This window comes from Pseudomonas sp. USTB-Z (assembly GCF_019691255.1).
Lineage (GTDB): Bacteria > Pseudomonadota > Gammaproteobacteria > Pseudomonadales > Pseudomonadaceae > Aquipseudomonas > Aquipseudomonas alloputida.
Genome location: NZ_JAECZP010000003.1, coordinates 105,219 through 122,479 on the forward strand (window position 1 = coordinate 105,219; position 17,261 = coordinate 122,479).

At 61.6% G+C, this 17,261-nt stretch carries 18 protein-coding genes; 10 read left to right on the forward strand and 8 right to left on the reverse strand.

Features of this window, described 5'->3' with window-relative positions:
- The first annotated feature begins 123 nt into the window (after positions 1–123).
- A complete protein-coding gene (locus tag I8746_RS04430) occupies positions 124–2,535 on the forward strand; it encodes a TonB-dependent siderophore receptor (RefSeq protein WP_221100197.1) in 2,412 nt (803 codons plus the stop codon).
- A 39-nt stretch (positions 2,536–2,574) separates the two neighbouring features.
- On the opposite strand, the gene glsB is transcribed toward I8746_RS04430, so the two are convergent.
- On the reverse strand, positions 2,575–3,483 hold the full coding sequence (glsB, locus tag I8746_RS04435) for a glutaminase B (RefSeq protein WP_004575383.1): 909 nt from the start codon (positions 3,481–3,483) through the stop codon (positions 2,575–2,577).
- 391 nt (positions 3,484–3,874) lie between these two features.
- Here glsB and I8746_RS04440 point away from each other — a divergent pair, with 391 nt between their 5' ends.
- From I8746_RS04440 to I8746_RS04450, 3 genes are all read left to right on the forward strand, one after another.
- Positions 3,875–5,224: an aromatic acid/H+ symport family MFS transporter gene (locus I8746_RS04440; RefSeq protein ID WP_221100198.1), complete on the forward strand. Its 1,350-nt coding sequence runs from the start codon at positions 3,875–3,877 to the stop codon at positions 5,222–5,224.
- Between the two features lie 21 nt (positions 5,225–5,245).
- Positions 5,246–6,508, forward strand: a complete 1,263-nt coding sequence (locus I8746_RS04445; protein ID WP_221100199.1) for a gallate dioxygenase — start codon at positions 5,246–5,248, stop codon at positions 6,506–6,508.
- Between the two features lie 131 nt (positions 6,509–6,639).
- A complete protein-coding gene (locus tag I8746_RS04450; RefSeq protein WP_221100200.1) occupies positions 6,640–7,887 on the forward strand; it encodes an OprD family porin in 1,248 nt (415 codons plus the stop codon).
- 15 nt (positions 7,888–7,902) lie between these two features.
- Here the strand turns inward: I8746_RS04450 and I8746_RS04455 are convergent, their stop codons facing one another.
- Positions 7,903–9,096: a LysR family transcriptional regulator gene (locus I8746_RS04455; RefSeq protein ID WP_003250717.1), complete on the reverse strand. Its 1,194-nt coding sequence runs from the start codon at positions 9,094–9,096 to the stop codon at positions 7,903–7,905.
- 117 nt (positions 9,097–9,213) lie between these two features.
- Between I8746_RS04455 and galB the strand changes: the two genes are divergently transcribed.
- Genes galB through I8746_RS04470 form a run of 3 tightly spaced genes read left to right on the forward strand, consistent with a single transcriptional unit; the run spans position 9,214 to position 11,791 of the window.
- Entirely contained in the window at positions 9,214–9,990 is a 777-nt protein-coding gene (gene galB / locus I8746_RS04460) for a 4-oxalmesaconate hydratase (RefSeq protein WP_221100201.1), read from the forward strand.
- A complete protein-coding gene (locus I8746_RS04465) occupies positions 9,987–10,703 on the forward strand; it encodes a 4-carboxy-4-hydroxy-2-oxoadipate aldolase/oxaloacetate decarboxylase (RefSeq protein WP_060544802.1) in 717 nt (238 codons plus the stop codon). Before galB ends, I8746_RS04465 begins: the two co-directional genes overlap by 4 nt.
- Before the next feature lie 2 nt (positions 10,704–10,705).
- Positions 10,706–11,791, forward strand: coding sequence for a 4-oxalomesaconate tautomerase (locus I8746_RS04470; RefSeq protein ID WP_012052865.1), 1,086 nt, complete (start codon positions 10,706–10,708; stop codon positions 11,789–11,791).
- A 23-nt stretch (positions 11,792–11,814) separates the two neighbouring features.
- Here I8746_RS04470 and I8746_RS04475 read toward each other — a convergent pair whose 3' ends face one another.
- The 4 genes from I8746_RS04475 to I8746_RS04490 form a co-directional block, all read right to left on the reverse strand.
- A complete protein-coding gene (locus I8746_RS04475) occupies positions 11,815–12,273 on the reverse strand; it encodes a DUF3429 domain-containing protein (protein WP_221100202.1) in 459 nt (152 codons plus the stop codon).
- A gap of 35 nt (positions 12,274–12,308) precedes the next feature.
- On the reverse strand, positions 12,309–12,869 hold the full coding sequence (gene folE / locus I8746_RS04480) for a GTP cyclohydrolase I FolE (protein ID WP_003250704.1): 561 nt from the start codon (positions 12,867–12,869) through the stop codon (positions 12,309–12,311).
- Positions 12,854–13,267: a thiol-disulfide oxidoreductase DCC family protein gene (locus tag I8746_RS04485; RefSeq protein WP_033725614.1), complete on the reverse strand. Its 414-nt coding sequence runs from the start codon at positions 13,265–13,267 to the stop codon at positions 12,854–12,856. Before I8746_RS04485 ends, folE begins: the two co-directional genes overlap by 16 nt.
- A gap of 150 nt (positions 13,268–13,417) precedes the next feature.
- On the reverse strand, positions 13,418–14,134 hold the full coding sequence (locus I8746_RS04490) for a hypothetical protein (RefSeq protein WP_221100291.1): 717 nt from the start codon (positions 14,132–14,134) through the stop codon (positions 13,418–13,420).
- A 176-nt stretch (positions 14,135–14,310) separates the two neighbouring features.
- On the opposite strand from I8746_RS04490, the gene I8746_RS04495 reads away from it, so the two are divergent.
- The 3 genes from I8746_RS04495 (at position 14,311) to I8746_RS04505 (ending at position 15,660) form a co-directional block, all read left to right on the forward strand.
- Positions 14,311–14,529 carry a hypothetical protein gene (locus I8746_RS04495; RefSeq protein WP_161773957.1) on the forward strand — a complete coding sequence of 73 codons (219 nt, stop codon included), beginning with the start codon at positions 14,311–14,313 and terminating at the stop codon, positions 14,527–14,529.
- Positions 14,530–15,002: 473 nt separating this feature from the next.
- Positions 15,003–15,245, forward strand: a complete 243-nt coding sequence (locus tag I8746_RS04500) for a hypothetical protein (protein ID WP_014860884.1) — start codon at positions 15,003–15,005, stop codon at positions 15,243–15,245.
- Between the two features lie 151 nt (positions 15,246–15,396).
- Entirely contained in the window at positions 15,397–15,660 is a 264-nt protein-coding gene (locus I8746_RS04505) for a DUF3077 domain-containing protein (RefSeq protein ID WP_221100203.1), read from the forward strand.
- Positions 15,661–15,829: 169 nt separating this feature from the next.
- Here the strand turns inward: I8746_RS04505 and I8746_RS04510 are convergent, their stop codons facing one another.
- The gene (locus I8746_RS04510) at positions 15,830–16,546 is read right to left on the reverse strand and encodes an SDR family oxidoreductase (RefSeq protein ID WP_047603971.1); all 717 of its coding nucleotides are present in this window, start codon (positions 16,544–16,546) and stop codon (positions 15,830–15,832) included.
- A 45-nt stretch (positions 16,547–16,591) separates the two neighbouring features.
- The gene (locus tag I8746_RS04515) at positions 16,592–17,077 is read right to left on the reverse strand and encodes a DUF2165 domain-containing protein (protein WP_179053152.1); all 486 of its coding nucleotides are present in this window, start codon (positions 17,075–17,077) and stop codon (positions 16,592–16,594) included.
- Between the last annotated feature and the right edge of the window lie 184 nt (positions 17,078–17,261).

The window sequence follows — 17,261 nt, forward strand, 5'->3', positions numbered from 1 at the left end:
GCGATGAGGATATTACTGCCAAAGTAGATCCTCAGCCCTATCAGCACCTTGCTACTAAGTATTTCCGTCAACAACACGTTTGTTACTGGGAGCACGTGTATTCGATCAGCAAGGAGTCAATGGATGTCCGCTCGCTTTTCCTCCCCCGCCACCCGTATTCGCCAAACCGCGCTAGCGGTCAGCTTCGCGGGCTCGCTGCTGGGCACTGCACATGCCTGGGCCGAACCTGTGGGTTACAGCATCCCGGCAGGGTCATTGGCTCACGCACTCGACCAGTTTGCCGACGCCAGCGGGGCAGTCATCAGTTTCAGCCATGAAGCAGTCGCAGGCTTGCACAGCAAAGGGCTGAACGGCAATTACGCGCTGCATCAGGCGTTGGCAGAACTGCTGCAAGGCAGTGGCTTGCAGGTGCAGGCAGCGGGCGACAAGCACTTCATGCTGGTTAGCGCTGAACAGGATGGCGCCATGGAGCTTGCGGCAACCACCGTCTCCAGCATGGCCCTGGGTGCCACCACCGAAGGCACCGGCAGCTACACCACCGGCTCGGTCAATACCGCAACCGGGCTGCGGCTGTCTGCACGCGAGACACCCCAATCGGTCAGCGTGGTCACCCGCCAGCAGATTGAAGACCAGAACCTGAACGATGTTGCCCAAGTGCTTGAACAGACACCAGGCGTGGTCGTTGACAGCATGGGGCCCGCCGGAAGCGACGCCAACCCTATCTACGTGCGCGGCTTCGAGGTCGGCAGCATCCAGGTGGACGGCATCAACCGCCCCGATACCTTTGGCTTCAGGGACGACCTCTCCGACATGGTGTCCTATGACCGGGTAGAGGTAGTGCGCGGTGCCACGGGCCTGATGTCCGGCACTGGCGACCCGGGCGCCACCGTCAACCTGATCCGCAAGAAGCCGACCCTGGAAACACAACGCAAGCTGACCTTGAAAGCGGGCTCGTGGGACAACTACCGCACCGAGCTGGACGTTTCTGGCAAGTTGACGCAAAGCGGCAATGTCCGCGGGCGCTTTGTCGCCTCCAATACCGACAGCCAGAGCTACGTCGACCGCCAATCGCTGGAAAGGCAGGTGGCCTATGGGGTGCTGGAGTGGGACATCACCGACAGCACGATGCTGACAGCAGGTGCGGAATATCAGGAGATGGACAACGACGGGGCAGGCAACCACGGCTTCCCGATGTTCAATTCAGATGGCAGTCACTTCAGCCCCTCCCGCGCGTTCAATTCGGCTTCGGACTGGAGCTATCACAAGCGTCGCACCAAGACGGTATTCACTACGCTGGAGCATCAACTGGACAACGGCTGGCAGTTGAAACTGAATGCCGAACACAGCCGTCGCAGCTATGACGACGCCTTCGCCACCGCTGCCAGCGGCACCGTCAAGCCCGATGGCAGTGGCATCAGCACCTGGACGGGGCGTTGGGCCGGCGAGCCCCGGCAGACCTCGTTCGACCTGTCGGCGTCGGGCACGTTCGCGCTGTTGTCACGCGAGCACCAGGCCTACCTCGGGGCCAGTCACTACCGCGCCTACTACCGCAACGACGGTTACCCACTGTGGGCGATCCAGACCATCGACAACATTTACACCTGGGACGGTTCGCTGGCGATACCAGACGCCATCCATGCCAAGTCCTCGGAAGATGCGCTGGATGAAACCCAGTACGGCCTGGTGGCTTCGGTACGCTGGAGCCTGGCCGATGACCTGTCGCTGATTACCGGGGCGCGGCTGATCGACTGGAAACGCGACGAAACCTCTACCACCCTGTCGTCCGGCGCGACAAGCCGCACCTCACGTAGCGAAACCGGGGTCGTCACGCCCTACCTTGGCCTGGTGTATGACCTCAACGAGCACTGGTCGGCCTATGCCAGTTACACCACCATTTTCAAACCGCAGAGCAACAAGGATATCAACGGGACCTACCTGGACCCGTTGGAAGGCGTTAACTACGAGCTCGGTCTGAAGAGTGAGTTCTGGGACCAGCGCCTGACCGCGGCTTTCAGCGTTTTCGAGGTGCACCAGGACAACCTGGCGGTAGCCGACGGAAGCAACCTGGCGCCAGACGGCAACCAGGCCTACCGTGCCGAATCAGGTACCAAGACACGTGGTTTCGAGATGGAAATGGCGGGCGAGATTTTGCCTGATTGGCAGGTCTCGGCCAGCTACACCTATGCGGTGAGCAAGGATGCGGATGGCGACCGCCTGAACACTGAAATACCGCGAGACACCTTGAAACTGTTCACCAGCTACCGCCTGCCGACCCTGCCACAGTTGAAGGTAGGGGGTGGTGTGCGCTGGCAGGGTACCGAGTATTACAAGAGCGCCGGGCCCAACAACGAAACGTTCACCCAGCACCCCTACAGCGTGGTCGACCTGATGGCTCAATATGCCTTCACGCCGCAGACCAGCGTTTCACTGAACCTCAACAACGTGTTGGACAAAACCTACTACACGGCGATTGGCGCGCGCGGCTGGTATGGCAGCCCACGCAGCGCCACGGCCACGTTGGTGTACGCGTTCTGACCCGCCAAGGCGACGCCTGATGGCCCCTGAGTTCGCAGATCAGAACACCGACCATCCGATCCGCGAACTGAGCAGCTCAAGCGCCGCCATCCCGGCCAGGGAGTTGCCCGCCGCATTCAGCTCTGGCGACCACACGCATACGGTAAATTGCCCCGGTACGATCGCCACGATCCCGCCACCCACACCACTCTTGCCAGGCAAACCCACCCTGAAGGCGAAATTCCCCGCCTCGTCATACAGCCCGCTGGTGGCCATGATCGAGTTCACTTGTTGGGTCTGGCGCCGCGTCAGGATCTGCTCACCGCTGTGCTTGCAGAACCCATCATTGGCCAGGAAGCAGAATGCCCGCGCCAGGTCCAGGCAGTTCATTTGCAGTGCGCAGTAACTGAAGTAACTGCGCAGCACCGTCTCGACCTCGTTATGGAAGTTGCCAAATGACTGCATCAGGTACGCCATGGCAGCGTTGCGCGCGCGAAACTGATATTCCGAATCAGCGACCCGGGTATTGATCGAGATGTGGGGGTTGCCTGAAAGCCGTCGGACAAAATCGCGCATCGACAACGTGGGGGCAGCGAAGCGCGACTGATTGATATCGCAGATCACCAATGCCCCTGCATTGATGAACGGGTTACGCGGCCGCCCGCGCTCGAACTCCAGCTGCACCAACGAGTTGAATGGCTGCCCCGAAGGCTCATGCCCCAACCGCTCCCAAATGGCTTCCCCCGAATGGCCAATGGCCTGAACCAGGCTGAACACCTTGGAAATGCTCTGCACCGAGAATGGCACCCGCGCGTCGCCTGCGCAGTGATAACTGCCATCGTTGCCATAGACAGCGATGCCCAGCTGGTTCGCAGGCACGTCCGCCAGCGCAGGAATGTAGTCAGCGACTTTGCCCTTGCCGATCAAGGGACGTACTTCTTCGAGAATCTCGTTCAACAGCGTTTGCATGGAAGGCCCTGTATCAATCCCCAGACGACGGCGAGGGGCAGTCTTCTTGACGAAGACTGAGCGGGAGAGATCACACATTCAGAAACAAATCACCGTAAGCGTCGTCATCACCAGGAAGCCTGACGACGCCAGCAGCGCATGAGGTGTTTACAGGGGCAACAGCTTGCTGCCGAGCGGCACAGCTTGACGCGACATTAGCCCCACGACGTCTGCGATAAAAAAATTGGATATCTCATTAAAGAAATCCCGCAGGCGCTGCCCTGGACCATGGGATTACAGTCCGCCCCACGCCGTCGTCCGGCGGAGTGGTTGCTGCTGGGCCATTACACGTTCGAAGCCTTACCGGAACCCGGCGCAATTCACACCAATACAAGAACAAAGGTGACCACGCATGCTTAAGCCTCCTGTCGATGCCCCTATCGATGTCAAAGACTGGATCGATAACCGCCCCATTGCTGCCTACCAGTGGCTGATCTTGTCGCTGTGCTTCCTGATCGTGCTGTTCGATGGCTTCGATGTCGCCGTCATGGGTTTCATCGCGCCTTCGCTGATGCAGGACTGGGGCCTGTCGCGCGCCGCCTTTGGCCCGGTGATGAGTGCCGGCATGGTCGGCCTTGCCATCGGCGCACTGACCGCCGGCCCGTATGCCGACCGGTTGGGCCGCAAGACAGTGCTGCTGATCGCGGTCAGCGGTTTCAGCCTGCTGAGCCTGGCCTGCGCCTTCGCCCGCAACCCCTATGAACTGGCTGTGTTACGGCTGCTGACCGGCATTGCCCTGGGTGCGGCCATGCCCAACTGCACCACCCTGCTTGCCGAATACCTGCCCACACGCAACCGCTCGCTGATGATCACCATCATGTTCACCGGCTTCAACATGGGCTCGGGCCTGGGCGGTTTTCTGTCCGCGTGGCTGATCCCTCATCACGGCTGGAAGTCGGTACTGCTGGCCGGCGGCCTGCTGCCATTGGCTTTGCTGCCCCTGCTGTGGTGGCTGCTGCCAGAGTCCGCCCGCTTCCTTGCTGCACGCCAGGCACCGGCCAGCCAGATTGCGGCAGCCTTGGCCAAGCTCGGCGGCCGCTTCGCTGCCGGCACCCGCTTCATCGTCAGTGAGCCAACCACGCAGCACAAGGCACCGGCCCGGCAGCTGTTCAGCGAGCGCTACCGGTTGGGCACCCTGGCCCTGTGGCTGACCTATTTCATGGGCCTGCTGGTGATCTACCTGACCATGGGCTGGTTGCCGACGCTGCTGCGTGATGGCGGGCTGTCCATCGAGCGCGCCGCCACCATCACGGGCCTGTTCCAGATCGGCGGCGCAGTGGGCGCAATCGTGGTCGGCTGGATCATGGACCGACGCAACCCCAACCGGGTCATCGCCATCGCCTACGCCCTCGGCGGCCTGTGCATCGTCTCACTGGGCGCCCTGAGCCTGGAGTCGAGCCTGCTGGTGGTGGGCGTGGCGGCTGCCGGGTTCTGCATGAGCGGTGCGCAGACCGGCCTGAACGCCTTCGCCCCTGGCTACTACCCGACCGAGTTCCGCGCCACAGGTGTAAGCTGGATGCTCGGTATCGGGCGCTTCGGGGCCATTTTCGGCTACCTCATCGGTGGTGCCGTGCTCAGCCTGGGGCTGGGCCTGCCGCTGCTGTTCACCCTCCTCGGCCTGCCGGCATTCGCCGCCGCCCTGGCGATCCTGGCCAACGGCCACGCCCGGCTGCGCGCGAACCCCGCAGTAACCGCGCCGTAACCTGTAACAGAGGACTTTCGCATGGCTCGTATCATTGGTGGCCTGGCCGTCTCCCACACCCCAACCATCGGCTTCGCAGTCGACCACGACAAACAGGAAGAAGCCGCCTGGGCGCCGATCTTCGAAAGCTTCAAGCCGATCCGCACGTGGCTGCAGCAGCGCCAGCCGGACGTACTCTTCTATATCTTCAACGACCACATCACCTCGTTCTTCTTTGACCATTACAGCGCCTTCACCCTGGGCGTAGACGAGCAGTATGGCGTGGCCGATGAAGGGGGCAACCCGCGGGACCTGCCGCCAGTGGGCGGCCACGCAGCGCTGTCGCGGCACATCGGCCAGAGCCTGATGGCCGATGAGTTCGACATGAGCTTTTTCCGCGACAAGCCGCTGGACCACGGCTTCTTCTCGCCCATGTCGGCGCTGCTGCCCTGCGATGAAAGCTGGCCCGTACAGATCGTGCCGCTGCAGGTCGGCGTACTGCAGCTGCCGATCCCCACGGCCCGGCGCTGCTACAAACTGGGCCAGGCATTGCGCCGCGCCATCGAGAGCTACCCCGAAGACCTCAAGGTGGCGATCGTCGCCACCGGCGGGGTGTCACACCAGGTGCACGGCGAGCGTTGCGGCTTCAACAACCCGGAGTGGGACGCGCAGTTCCTTGACCTGCTGGTGAACGACCCGCAGCGCCTTACCGAGATGACACTGGCCGAGTACGCCACGCTCGGCGGCATGGAAGGCGCCGAGGTGATCACCTGGCTGATCATGCGTGGCGCGTTGTCTGCCAACGTTGAGCGCAAGCACCAAAGCTACTACCTGCCGTCGATGACCGGCATTGCCACCCTGCTGCTGGAAAACCGCGACCAGGCACTGCCGGCACCGGTCAACGAACGCCACCGCCAGCACATGCAGCATCAGCTGGCAGGGGCTGAGCAGCTTGAGGGCACCTATCCCTACACCTTGGAGCGCAGTGCCAAAGGCTACCGCCTGAACAAGTTCTTGCATCGCATGATCGAGCCGCAGTGGCGCCAGCGCTTCCTGAGCGAACCCGAAGCGCTGTACCGCGAGGCAGGCCTGAGCGAAGAGGAAAGCGACCTGCTGCGCCGCCGCGACTGGCGTGGGCTGATCCACTACGGGGTGATCTTCTTCGTACTGGAGAAGCTGGGCGCCGTACTGGGTGTGTCCAACCTGGACATTTACGCCGCCATGCGCGGGCAGAGCATCGAAGACTTCATGAAGACCCGTAACCAGCAGGTTCGCTACTCGGTGGCCGGCAAAGCGCCAAACTGACCGATGCAACCCGCTTGATCCTGTGACGGCGCGTCCCGCGCCGCCACCCCCACCGCTCCCTGATTCAACCTGCCCAGCGCCGATGCGCCGCTGGCAGGCAGCGCTTTGCCCATCCCTGGAGAATAAAAATAATGAAATGCCGCACCCCGTACCTGCTTGTCCCTGCATTCGCACTGGCAGCCAGCCTGCCACTGCAAGCCCTGGCCGAAGGCTTCGTCGACGATGCCAAGGCAAGCCTGACGTTGCGTAACTTCTACATGAACCGCGACTACACGGGCACGGCAAGCCAAGGCAAAGCCGAGGAATGGACGCAAAGTTTCATCCTCGACTTCAAGTCCGGCTACACCCCCGGCGTGGTCGGTTTCGGCGTTGACGCGCTGGGCCTTTACAGCATCAAACTTGATGGCGGCAAGGGCACCGCCGGCACGCAGTTGCTGCCTGTTCATGACGACGGGCGCCCGGCGGACGACTTTGGCCGCACGGCGCTGGCGGGCAAGATGCGGGTGTCCAAGACGGAACTCAAGGTTGGCGAGTGGTCACCTACCCTGCCCATCCTGCGCGCCGATGACGGCCGCTCGCTGCCACAAACCTTGCAGGGCGCGCAGGTCACCTCCAACGAGCTGGCCGGCCTGAGCCTGTATGGCGGCCAGTTCCGCCAGAACAGCCCGCGCAACGACGCCAGCATGCAGGACATGAGCCTGTTCACGCGCACAGCCTTCACCTCGGACCGCTTCAACTTCGCCGGCGGTGAATACCGCTTCAACCAGGAGCGCACCCTGGTCGGCGCCTGGTATGCCCAGCTGGAAGACATCTACCAGCAGCGCTACTTCCAGGTGCAGCATCAACAGCCGCTGGGCAACTGGGTACTGGGCGCCAACCTGGGCTATTTCTGGGGCAAGGATGACGGTGGCGCCAAGGCAGGCGAACTGGACAACCGCACCGCTTCGGGCCTGTTCTCGGCGAAGCTGGGTGGCAACACGTTCTACGTCGGTTTGCAGAAGGTCATGGGCGATGATGAATGGTTCCGGGTCAATGGCACCAGCGGCGGCACGCTGGCCAACGACGCCTTCGGCTCCAGCTATGAAAGCGCCCGCGAGCGCTCCTGGCAGGTGCGCCACGACTTCAACTTCGTGGTGCTTGGCATACCCGGCCTGACCCTGATGAACCGCTATATCCACGGTGACAACGTGCACAACGCCAGCACCCAGGACGGCACCGAGTGGGGCCGCGAAAGCGAGCTGGCCTATGTGATCCAGTCTGGGCCGTTCAAGGCCCTGAACCTCAAGTGGCGCAACTCCAGCCAGCGCCGGGACTGGGGCAGCACCAACAGTTTCGATGAGAACAGGCTGATCGTCAGCTACCCGCTGAGCCTGCTTTAAGTCACCCTCCTGGGCTCACGCCTGCTCGGTGATAACCTGGCGGATACAGGCCATCAGCGCGACTGCCGCCGGTGACTGCAGGCAGCCACTGCGCTGCATGAGGCCGATGGCGCGGGCAGTGCCGGGCAGTGCCAGCGGCAGGCGTTGCAGTTCGCCGCTGGCAATCTCGTAAGCCAACTGGTGCGCAGACACCGCCGCCAGCATGTCCGAACGCACCAGCAGGCCACGGATAACCGCCAGATCAGCGCTTTCCACCACCGGCCACGGCGCTGTCAGGCCCGCGGCGGCGAAACAGTTGTCGAGCAGCTGGCGGGCCGGCGAACCGGCCCGCGGCAACACCCAGCGCGCCTGGTGCACGTCCTTGAGCGTCAGGTGTGTGTGCAACAGCGGGTGCCCTCGACGGGCCAGCACCACCATTTCCTCGTTGATGAGCGGCTCGCCCACCAGGTCGCTGGCATAATCGTGAGGCCGCAAGGCGCCCAAGACGAAATCCACATCCCCTACCCGCAGCTCGGTTGCCAGCAGGTCGAACGGGCTTTCGTTGGTCACCACCCGAACCTGTGGGTGCTGGGCGGTGAAGCGTAAAATGGCGTCCGGTAGAATGCGCGAGCGGCCCAATGGCAACGCGCCGACATGCACCACCCCGCGCAGGGTGCCTTGCATCGCGCTCAGGTCACTGTCCAGCAGGCGCAACTCGTTCAGCGCCCGGCGGATGGGGAACAGAATGTCCCGGCTGGCCACAGTGGGCTGCAGGCCGCGCGACGTGCGCACGAACAAGGGCTGTCCACACCCGCCTTCGAGCACTTTCAAGGCCGCACTGACCGCCGGCTGGCTAAGGCCGAAGTGCCGCGCCACGGTTTGCATGTGCCGTGTTTCACAGAGTTTCACGAACACCTGCAGGCGCCGCGCCTGAAACAGGTAGAGGGGCTCGCCCTGCGCGGTGCCCAGCAAACTCGGCACGCCGTCCAGTTCCGCCAGCACGCGCTGTGCACGCGGCAGCAGGCACTCGCCATAGTCGGTCAGGCGCATGCCATTGGCATGGCGCTCGAACAGGGGCACGGCAAAGCGCGCCTCCAGCTCGGCGATGGCGCGAGTGACCACGGACTGAGCACGGAACAACACCTCCGTCGCCCGCGAAACGCTGCCCAGCTCGGCTACCCGGATGAACGCGCGGACTTGCATCAGGTTGGGCAGTTCGACATCGATCATAAGGGCTCCCGGCGCTCGGCTCGTGACTGCGGCGACTATGCCTCTACCCCGCTTGCCCGGCAATAAATAAAACGCATAGCCGCTGCAAATGAACGCATTAGTGCCCTGCACAGGCCAATGACATCCTGCGCCCACCCCCACTGCAGGAGCCAACGAACCATGAATACCCCACAAAAATCCGCCCTGGTGGTCAGCGCACATTCGGCCGACTTTGTCTGGCGTGCCGGTGGCGCCATTGCGCTGCACGCTGAGCAAGGTTATGCCATGCACGTGGTCTGCCTGTCTTTCGGTGAGCGTGGTGAGTCTGCCAAGCTGTGGCGCAAGGGTGAAATGACCGAAGCCAAGGTCAAGGACGCTCGCCGTGAAGAGGCCATGGCGGCGGCCGAAATCCTCGGTGCCAGCGTGGAGTTCTTCGACATCGGCGACTACCCGATGCGCGCCGACAAGGACACCCTGTTCCGCCTGGCCGATGTGTATCGCCGGGTACAACCGGAGTTCGTACTCAGCCACTCCCTCAAAGACCCTTACAACTACGACCACCCGCTGGCCATGCACCTGGCCCAGGAAGCCCGCATCATCGCGCAGGCTGAAGGCTACAAGCCGGGCGAGAAGATCGTTGGCGCACCGCCGGTGTACGCCTTTGAGCCGCACCAGCCCGAGCAGTGCGAATGGCGCCCGGACACGTTCCTGGACATTACCTCGGTGTGGGACAAAAAGTATGCCGCCATCCAGTGCATGGCTGGCCAGGAACACCTCTGGGAGTACTACACCCGCGTGGCCCTGCAGCGCGGCGTGCAAGCCAAGCGTAACGTGGGCATCACCAGCGCACGCAACATCGTCTACGCCGAAGGCCTGCAGAGCGTGCTCCCACGCGTGACGGAGAACCTGGCATGAGCGGGCTGATCGGCAAGACCGGCATCGTCGTGCGTAATATCCCACGCGTTGAGCCACACATCATCAATGCCCTGGGCCGGCTGGGTGTCGCCACGGTGCATGAGGCCCAAGGTCGCAAGGGGCTGCTCAATACTGCCGTGCGCCCCCTCCAGCAAGGTGTGGCGGTGGCCGGCAGCGCGGTAACCGTGCTGGTGGCCCCTGGCGACAACTGGATGTTCCATGTTGCCGTGGAGCAGTGCCGCCCAGGCGACGTACTGGTGGTGGCGCCCAGTTCGCCGTGCAGCGATGGCTATTTCGGCGACCTGCTGGCGACCTCGCTCCAGGCCCGCGGCGTGCGCGGCCTGGTGATCGATGCGGGCGTGCGCGACAGCCAGACACTGCGCGACATGGGCTTTGCCGTGTGGTCCCGCGCGATCAACGCCCAAGGTACGGTGAAAGAGGTGCTGGGCTCGGTGAACCTGCCGCTGCTGTGTGCCGGGCAGCTCGTCCATGCCGGTGACATCGTGGTGGCCGATGACGACGGCGTAGTGGTGGTGCGCCATGGCGAAGCCCAGGCGGTACTCGAAGCCGCCACCCAGCGCGCCGACCTGGAAGAACGCAAACGCCTGCGCCTGGCCGCCGGCGAGCTTGGCCTGGACATCTACGAGATGCGCCCGCGCCTGGCGGCGAAGGGCCTGCGTTATGTCGACCACCTCACCGACCTGGAAGGCTGAACATGGGCCAGACCCGCATACCCTGCCTGCTGATGCGCGGCGGCACCTCCAAGGGCGCCTATTTTCTGCATGACGACCTGCCCGCCCCTGGCCCGCTGCGCGACCGGGTGCTGCTGGCGGTGATGGGCTCGCCCGATGCCCGGCAGATTGACGGCATCGGCGGCGCCGACTCGCTCACCAGCAAAGTCGCCATCATCCGCGCTTCGCAGCGCGATGACGCCGACGTGGACTACCTGTTCGCTCAGGTGGTCGTGGACGAGGCGCGGGTGGACTATGGGCAAAACTGCGGCAACATTCTGGCCGGCGTAGGGCCGTTCGCCCTCGAGCGCGGCCTGGTGGCCGCCAGCGGCGCGAGCACACCGGTGCGCATCTTCATGGAAAACACCGGGCAGATCGCCGTCGCCCAGGTGCCGACCGCCGATGGCCAGGTGGAGTATGCCGGCGATACCCGTATTGATGGGGTGCCGGGCCGTGGGGCGGCGCTGGTGGTCACGTTTGCCGACGTGGCCGGCGCCAGCTGCGGAGCCCTGTTGCCCACCGGCAACAGCCGCGACTGTGTCGAGGGTGTGGAAGTCACCTGCATCGACAACGGCATGCCCGTGGTGCTGCTGCGTGCAGAAGACCTTGGCGTGACCGGTTACGAGCCGTGCGAAACGCTGGAGGCCGACAGCGCCCTGAAAACACGCCTGGAAGCCATCCGCCTGCAACTGGGCCCACGCATGAACCTGGGTGATGTCAGCCAGCGCAATGTGCCAAAAATGTGCCTGCTGTCAGCACCGCGCAACGGCGGCACGGTCAATACGCGCTCGTTCATCCCGCACCGCTGCCATGCGTCCATCGGGGTGTTTGGTGCGGTGAGTGTTGCTACGGCCTGTTTGATTGAAGGGTCGGTTGCACAGGGCCTTGCCAGCACGTCCGGCGGTGATCGTCAGCGTTTGGCGGTGGAGCATCCGAGTGGGGAATTTACGGTGGAAATCAGCCTGGAACATGGCGTGATCAAGGGGTGCGGGTTGGTGAGGACGGCGCGTTTGCTGTTTGACGGGGTTGTGTGCATCGGGCGAGATATTTGGGGTGGGCCGCAGAAGTGACTCATCAATGGTTGCTTGGGGTTTCAAAAATGAATGGACACCGCAAGTGCACTGACCAGCAAACAGAGGCTCGCGACAGCCGTTAGATGCACGCGCATCGGCAGATACCACCCAGGCATCGCTTGCGCCAGTTTGCGATCCTGCCAAAGATGGCCGACAAAACCAAAGGTCAACACCAGACACCCCAATGGCACAGGCAGCAACGTGCCAACCCAACCGATCAGGGCCGGTATAACGCTCCACACCAGTCGCTCTTGACGCTGCTTCGCGGGCAAACCCTGCAACGTCATGGCAAACCCCCAGTGCAGGGCACCGACGAAGCTCAATATCACCGCGCCATAGCCAACCAGCATCATCGAGAAAAACGCTCGATATTCAGCCCAAAAAAGGATGAGCAGCGTCAAACCAATAAACGGCAGCAGACCGCCGTAACCCAGGACAGCGAAGCGGCTTGGAGATAACGCAGTAGCATCGGTATTCATCTGGGCGCCCCTTCGCGACGGTTCAGGACCGGACGTCAACTGTGTCGTCCAATGAGGTTCAGGAATTCGTGCCGCGTCGAGGGGGCGTCGCGAAATGCACCTAACATCACGGATGAAATCATCACCGAGTTCTGCTTCTCTACACCGCGCATCATCATGCACATATGCTGGGCTTCGATCACGACCGCTACCCCTGCGGCATCCGTGACTTCCTGCACGGCATACGCAATTTGCCGCGTGAGGTTTTCCTGTATCTGTAAACGACGGGCGAACATATCCACCACGCGTGCAACCTTGGAAAGGCCTAACACGCGTCCTGTTGGCAGGTACGCAACATGCGCCTTGCCAATAAACGGCAGCATGTGGTGTTCGCACAATGAGTAGAGCTCAATGTCACGCACCACAATCATTTCATCGTTTTCACTCTCGAACAGAGCACCGTTCACGACCTCGTGAAGATCCTGGGCATACCCGTTGCACAAGTACTGCATCGCTTTTGCCGCACGCTGGGGTGTGTCCAGAAGCCCTTCGCGCTGCGGGTTTTCACCAATACCGACCAGGATTTCATGGTAGTGCTCGGCTAACGAATGTGACATTTGGACTCCTCACCGCTACAGCGGTGCCCGCCAGCGGGATGTGGTAGCCAGGCCAAGTGTGGCCTCAATCGACAGAACAGCCTGTAAAGAACCGAAAACAGGGGACGTAGCGGACGCCAAGCCAGTGGCGCGACCCACAGGCCCACATCAGCAGCACGCCAACTCCACAAGGTGGCGTCCAAGCCTGTAACCCAGTGCCCGCTCGCGAACCTTCCATGCAGGCATGACCTCAGTTGCTCAACCGTCAAGCCCAACGCCCCTGCATCGAAATCATCAGCACTGATGTCAACCAGGATGAGCTTTCCCCCGGTCGATTGCCTGCGCAGGAAGGCGATCTCCCGAGCGCACAACGGGCAGGCGCCGTCAAAGTACAGGGTGAAGGGCCACTCGCAATACATGTACAACCTCTCATGCCTGTACAGGTTTTTGTATAAGTTAGCTGAAACCAGGAAATTCGCAATGGGGGGGGCTGGGAGATGTTCGCCGGTGGGTTTGTATTGCCGGTGAGATCGAGCGCCGCCAAACCTCCCATGGCCGACACCTTCCACTCAAGGCCGCATGAGCGGCTCGATCCCGATCCATTTCTTAACGGGGTGATAGCAGAGCTTCAGCGGCGGAATCTGCACCTTGCGGCCCTGCACATCCAGTGCCCCCAGATGAATCGTCCACTTGGAATCTGCCTCGAACTTGTCCGTCTGAAAGATCACGTAAGCCGAGCCATAGCGCTTGTTGTTGGTCATCCTGGGAATCATCCGGTGCACTTCATCGCTGTTGATGTCATATGGCGATGGCCGGGCGGTCTTCTCATTCACCAACGGAAAGTCGTAGGTCTCGTTGATGCCCAAGTACACCTCGGGCCGCGCATTCAGGCGCGAGCCGTCTTCAAAGGTGATGTAAGCCTGACGGCTGTCGTACAGCACCGGTATCGGCGGCTCGCCACGCTTGGCATCGGTCGACGGGCGTTGGCGGTCTTTGTTGTAGGCGATCATTTGCACAAAGAATTCCTGCCGCGAGTACTTCTCGCCCGGGTACTGCACGTACAGGCTTTGCTCATAGCGCTTTTCGCCCCACAGGGCGGCGTGGTCGTAGAGGTAGGTTTCCAGGTAGAGGGTGGTATCCCCCTGCGGGCCTGGCACTTTGAACTGGAACTCGGATTCGCAAAGGTCCGCGTAGGCGGCGCGTTCGCGTTTCCAGGGGACGCAGGCGGTCAATGAAGCGGCTGCCAGCAGCAGCATGAGAGAGAGTGTGCGTTGCAGGTTATTCATGACCGGCCCTGGTCCAGATGCGAATGGATCAGTTTCGAGGGCTGGGTCGCGCAAGTCCATGCTGTCCCTTTGCCATTATCGCGAGACAGACAGCACACCTTGCAACCGCTCTGGAAGTGACCACAACGCCGTAACCGGATTTGCTAAGATCGCGGCCTTTCCGCTGGGTGAACTGCATGTTCACCCGAGCCATCTGCAGACTGCTGGAAGACCCGATGAACAAACTGATCCTGCCTTTCGCCATCTTCGTTAGCGTCATCATCACAGGGAAGATCGCCGAGCATTACGGCCTGGAGGGCAGCTGGAAAGTCGGCCTACTGTGCCTCGTTGCAGCTGCCGTCCAGATCGCGGTTACCCGCTTTCAGCGCCACCAGCGGCAGAAAGCCGAGCTTTAAAGGGCGCGGGGCGCTCTGGATGATCACGTTATGGGGACCTTTCTTTCACCCAATTTTCACAGTGGCTTGGGCAGGATGAAGCTATCCCTACGTGATAGTACTTAGCCCGCCTCGGCGGGCTTTCTTTTGCCCGCATGTTTCCTGTCGACGTTTTGGGGAACGGGAGCGGGTCGAAAATCAGAAATAACCCCTTCCTTGTAGGCCATTTCCCAAAGATACTCCTCGCGCCTGATTTTCGTTGCACATGGAAATAGTCAGCCCTAGTCTCGGCCTGTCGCTGCCAATTCAGCGACCGGTTTTGACAGACCGCTGACGTTGTCCTCATGTGCTCGCTTTCATGGCGGCTGTACGTGTGGGCACCCTGTGGTGCGCCGAGTGCCAACGTCTCGGTCTGTCAACCCGCGTACAGCTGCCACCATCTTGTTTGACAGCAAGGTTGAGGTAGCTCCACTTTCCGACGTTGGAGTTACGCCATGCTCAAGATCGTTCCAGATCCACCCCACCGGTCCCTCTGCCTTGAAGACACCCTGATCCAGGCCACGGATTACGCGCTTTGCGCTGCAACTGTCGTGCATCAGGCAATGCTGCTGCAGCCCAAGTCACCCGCGTCGATTCTGATGATGACCTCGATGCATGAACTGGAGACCTTGAGAGCTTTGCTCGAGTCCGCAATAGCCCAAGTGCAGATGCCCACGGAGCCTCGCACTACGCACTGACGTCTCGCTGATGCACTGCCTGGGCCGGCGTCTTCGCGGATACCCCCTTCCAGGCACTCCCTCAGCCTTGAAGACTGCCGTGCTCCTGTAGGAGCGGGTTCACCCGCGAATAGGCCCGTACAGGCTGAAGCACTCTTGGGGAAACTGAACAATGTCCACAGAAGAAACCAAATTCACCGTCGGCAAAACCACCTTCTACCAAGGTAAAAACCAGACCCATCCCCTCTTCCGCATCGAAGCCGGCATCCCTTGCCAAAGCGCCCGTGAACAGGCGTCCGAGCTGATGGGCTATGCACGGGACATGACTCTGGATGGATTGATGGAAGATAAACCTCAGTTGGTCTGGGCTTCGCACTACCTTTGCGCGTTAGCCAAGGCACTGATGGATGATGCTGAACTGGGCATGATGCGCTGAATGACTCATCATCGACTGGGTGCCTTCAAGACCTATGCGGCTCCCGGTTTTGAAGGCGACTCAGCGACCTACCCCCTGCCCCGTTCTTGCTAGACGTGATCCAAGACTCAGTTCCATCGATTGCGACATCAAAGCCGAACCCTCACGCAAAGGCTCCAGTGATTTGGCGTCAGAAGCGCTCATCACCGATAGCCGGCAAGATCAGCTCCCGTACGAACGAAGCCCCGGACAAGCGCAACAGCGCGTCGACCATAGTGACCACATCATGCACCGGTACCTGGCGCCGCTCGCCACGTGCTGCGGCTTGCGCCAATGGCGTGTTCAGGGAGTCGTCGGTATTCAGATAACCCAGTTGGAGCACGGTCACCGCCAGGTTGTCATCCCTGAAACCTTCGCGCAGCGCATCAGCCATGCCGTTGAGGGCGAACTTTGAGGCGCCGAACGCTACCTCCGGGCGCCCACTCTGGCGAAGAGCTGAGGTCGAACCGGTGAGGATCAACTGCGGCCGGGGCGCACCAAGCAACTTGGGCACCAGGCGCTTGAGCAGAAGCAGCGTGGCCGTGATGTTCACCTCGACCAGCCTGGTGATCGATTCGTCGCTGTCGTCAAGGAAGGCATAGTGCTCGCTGAAGGCGTGTTCTTCCCAGATGCCAACGTTGTAGATCAGGACATCCAGATCGGCAGGTGCCCGATCCGCGATCTGTGCCACAGCCGCCGCTGGCTTGGCAAGGTCGGCATCGACCCACTGCAGATCGATGCCCGGGGCAAGGGCCAAGTCTGACGGCTGTTTGCGTGATACGCCGATCAGCGTGTCCCCTGGCTTGCCGAGCCCTTCGAGCAAAGCCCGGCCCAAACCTCTGCCGGCGCCTACGATCATCATCTTCATCTGTTGCTCCTTTTAACTGAAATGCTCCAAGCTTCCCTAGGCCGCTCAACTCCAGCGGACATTCAGTACGACGAAGTGCAGCAGGATCCAGACCATCAACAGCAGATGGGTCAGTTGCAACCCTTCCTGGCGGATCCAGTAGCCGAACCATATCCCGCCCAGCAGCATCGCGAACAGGAACCCGAGCGTTGCGCTCAAGGCCAGGTTCAACCAGGGCAGCGCCACCTCCAAACCGGCGCCAAGCAGCAGTTCATAGCAGCCAACCCAAGCCGCGAGAACGGCGGCTGCCTGTGTCAGCACGATGATCGACAAGGCCAAGCGATGGATGGCGTGAGAGGTCATCGCTCGCACCAGCAAAGGGAGGCTGATTCCGGGAGGTTGGGCCAGCGGCGCCATCGACATGGTCTCCCCGATCGCCCCGGCTGAGCTGGCAAAGGCCTGCAGGTTGTTGATCAGGCTGATACTCAGCCACAGGCTCAAGCCAATGCAGCAGGTGATCTGGAAAATCAGCAGTGAAGTCGGAGTGTCCATTCCGGGTCCTTTGTGAGTTCGTTTCCGAAAGCAGCGAGAGCGTCCGGACGCCACTCTAAAACCTTGACTTAACTCGAGGTCAATACCGGATTTCCAATAAGGCAGGCAGGGGCGACAACCTCAACCGTTTGTTCAAGCCGTCTGTAGGTCTGAGAAGTTTGTCGAGGTCTTGGGCGACCGACCG

Bases quoted from the DNA above. Each gene is read 5' to 3' on its own strand.
- folE (WP_003250704.1), bottom strand. From the start codon at position 12,869: ATGTCACATTCGTTAGCCGAGCACTACCATGAAATCCTGGTCGGTATT.
- I8746_RS04450 (WP_221100200.1), top strand. From the start codon at position 6,640: ATGAAATGCCGCACCCCGTACCTGCTTGTCCCTGCATTCGCACTGGCA.
- I8746_RS04500 (WP_014860884.1), top strand. From the start codon at position 15,003: ATGCTCAAGATCGTTCCAGATCCACCCCACCGGTCCCTCTGCCTTGAA.
- I8746_RS04495 (WP_161773957.1), top strand. From the start codon at position 14,311: ATGTTCACCCGAGCCATCTGCAGACTGCTGGAAGACCCGATGAACAAA.
- galB (WP_221100201.1), top strand. From the start codon at position 9,214: ATGACATCCTGCGCCCACCCCCACTGCAGGAGCCAACGAACCATGAAT.
- I8746_RS04430 (WP_221100197.1), top strand. From the start codon at position 124: ATGTCCGCTCGCTTTTCCTCCCCCGCCACCCGTATTCGCCAAACCGCG.
- glsB (WP_004575383.1), bottom strand. From the start codon at position 3,483: ATGCAAACGCTGTTGAACGAGATTCTCGAAGAAGTACGTCCCTTGATC.
- I8746_RS04465 (WP_060544802.1), top strand. From the start codon at position 9,987: ATGAGCGGGCTGATCGGCAAGACCGGCATCGTCGTGCGTAATATCCCA.
- I8746_RS04475 (WP_221100202.1), bottom strand. From the start codon at position 12,273: ATGAATACCGATGCTACTGCGTTATCTCCAAGCCGCTTCGCTGTCCTG.
- I8746_RS04490 (WP_221100291.1), bottom strand. From the start codon at position 14,134: ATGAATAACCTGCAACGCACACTCTCTCTCATGCTGCTGCTGGCAGCC.
- I8746_RS04505 (WP_221100203.1), top strand. From the start codon at position 15,397: ATGTCCACAGAAGAAACCAAATTCACCGTCGGCAAAACCACCTTCTAC.
- I8746_RS04485 (WP_033725614.1), bottom strand. From the start codon at position 13,267: ATGTATTGCGAGTGGCCCTTCACCCTGTACTTTGACGGCGCCTGCCCG.
- I8746_RS04470 (WP_012052865.1), top strand. From the start codon at position 10,706: ATGGGCCAGACCCGCATACCCTGCCTGCTGATGCGCGGCGGCACCTCC.
- I8746_RS04455 (WP_003250717.1), bottom strand. From the start codon at position 9,096: ATGATCGATGTCGAACTGCCCAACCTGATGCAAGTCCGCGCGTTCATC.
- I8746_RS04515 (WP_179053152.1), bottom strand. From the start codon at position 17,077: ATGGACACTCCGACTTCACTGCTGATTTTCCAGATCACCTGCTGCATT.
- I8746_RS04445 (WP_221100199.1), top strand. From the start codon at position 5,246: ATGGCTCGTATCATTGGTGGCCTGGCCGTCTCCCACACCCCAACCATC.
- I8746_RS04510 (WP_047603971.1), bottom strand. From the start codon at position 16,546: ATGAAGATGATGATCGTAGGCGCCGGCAGAGGTTTGGGCCGGGCTTTG.
- I8746_RS04440 (WP_221100198.1), top strand. From the start codon at position 3,875: ATGCTTAAGCCTCCTGTCGATGCCCCTATCGATGTCAAAGACTGGATC.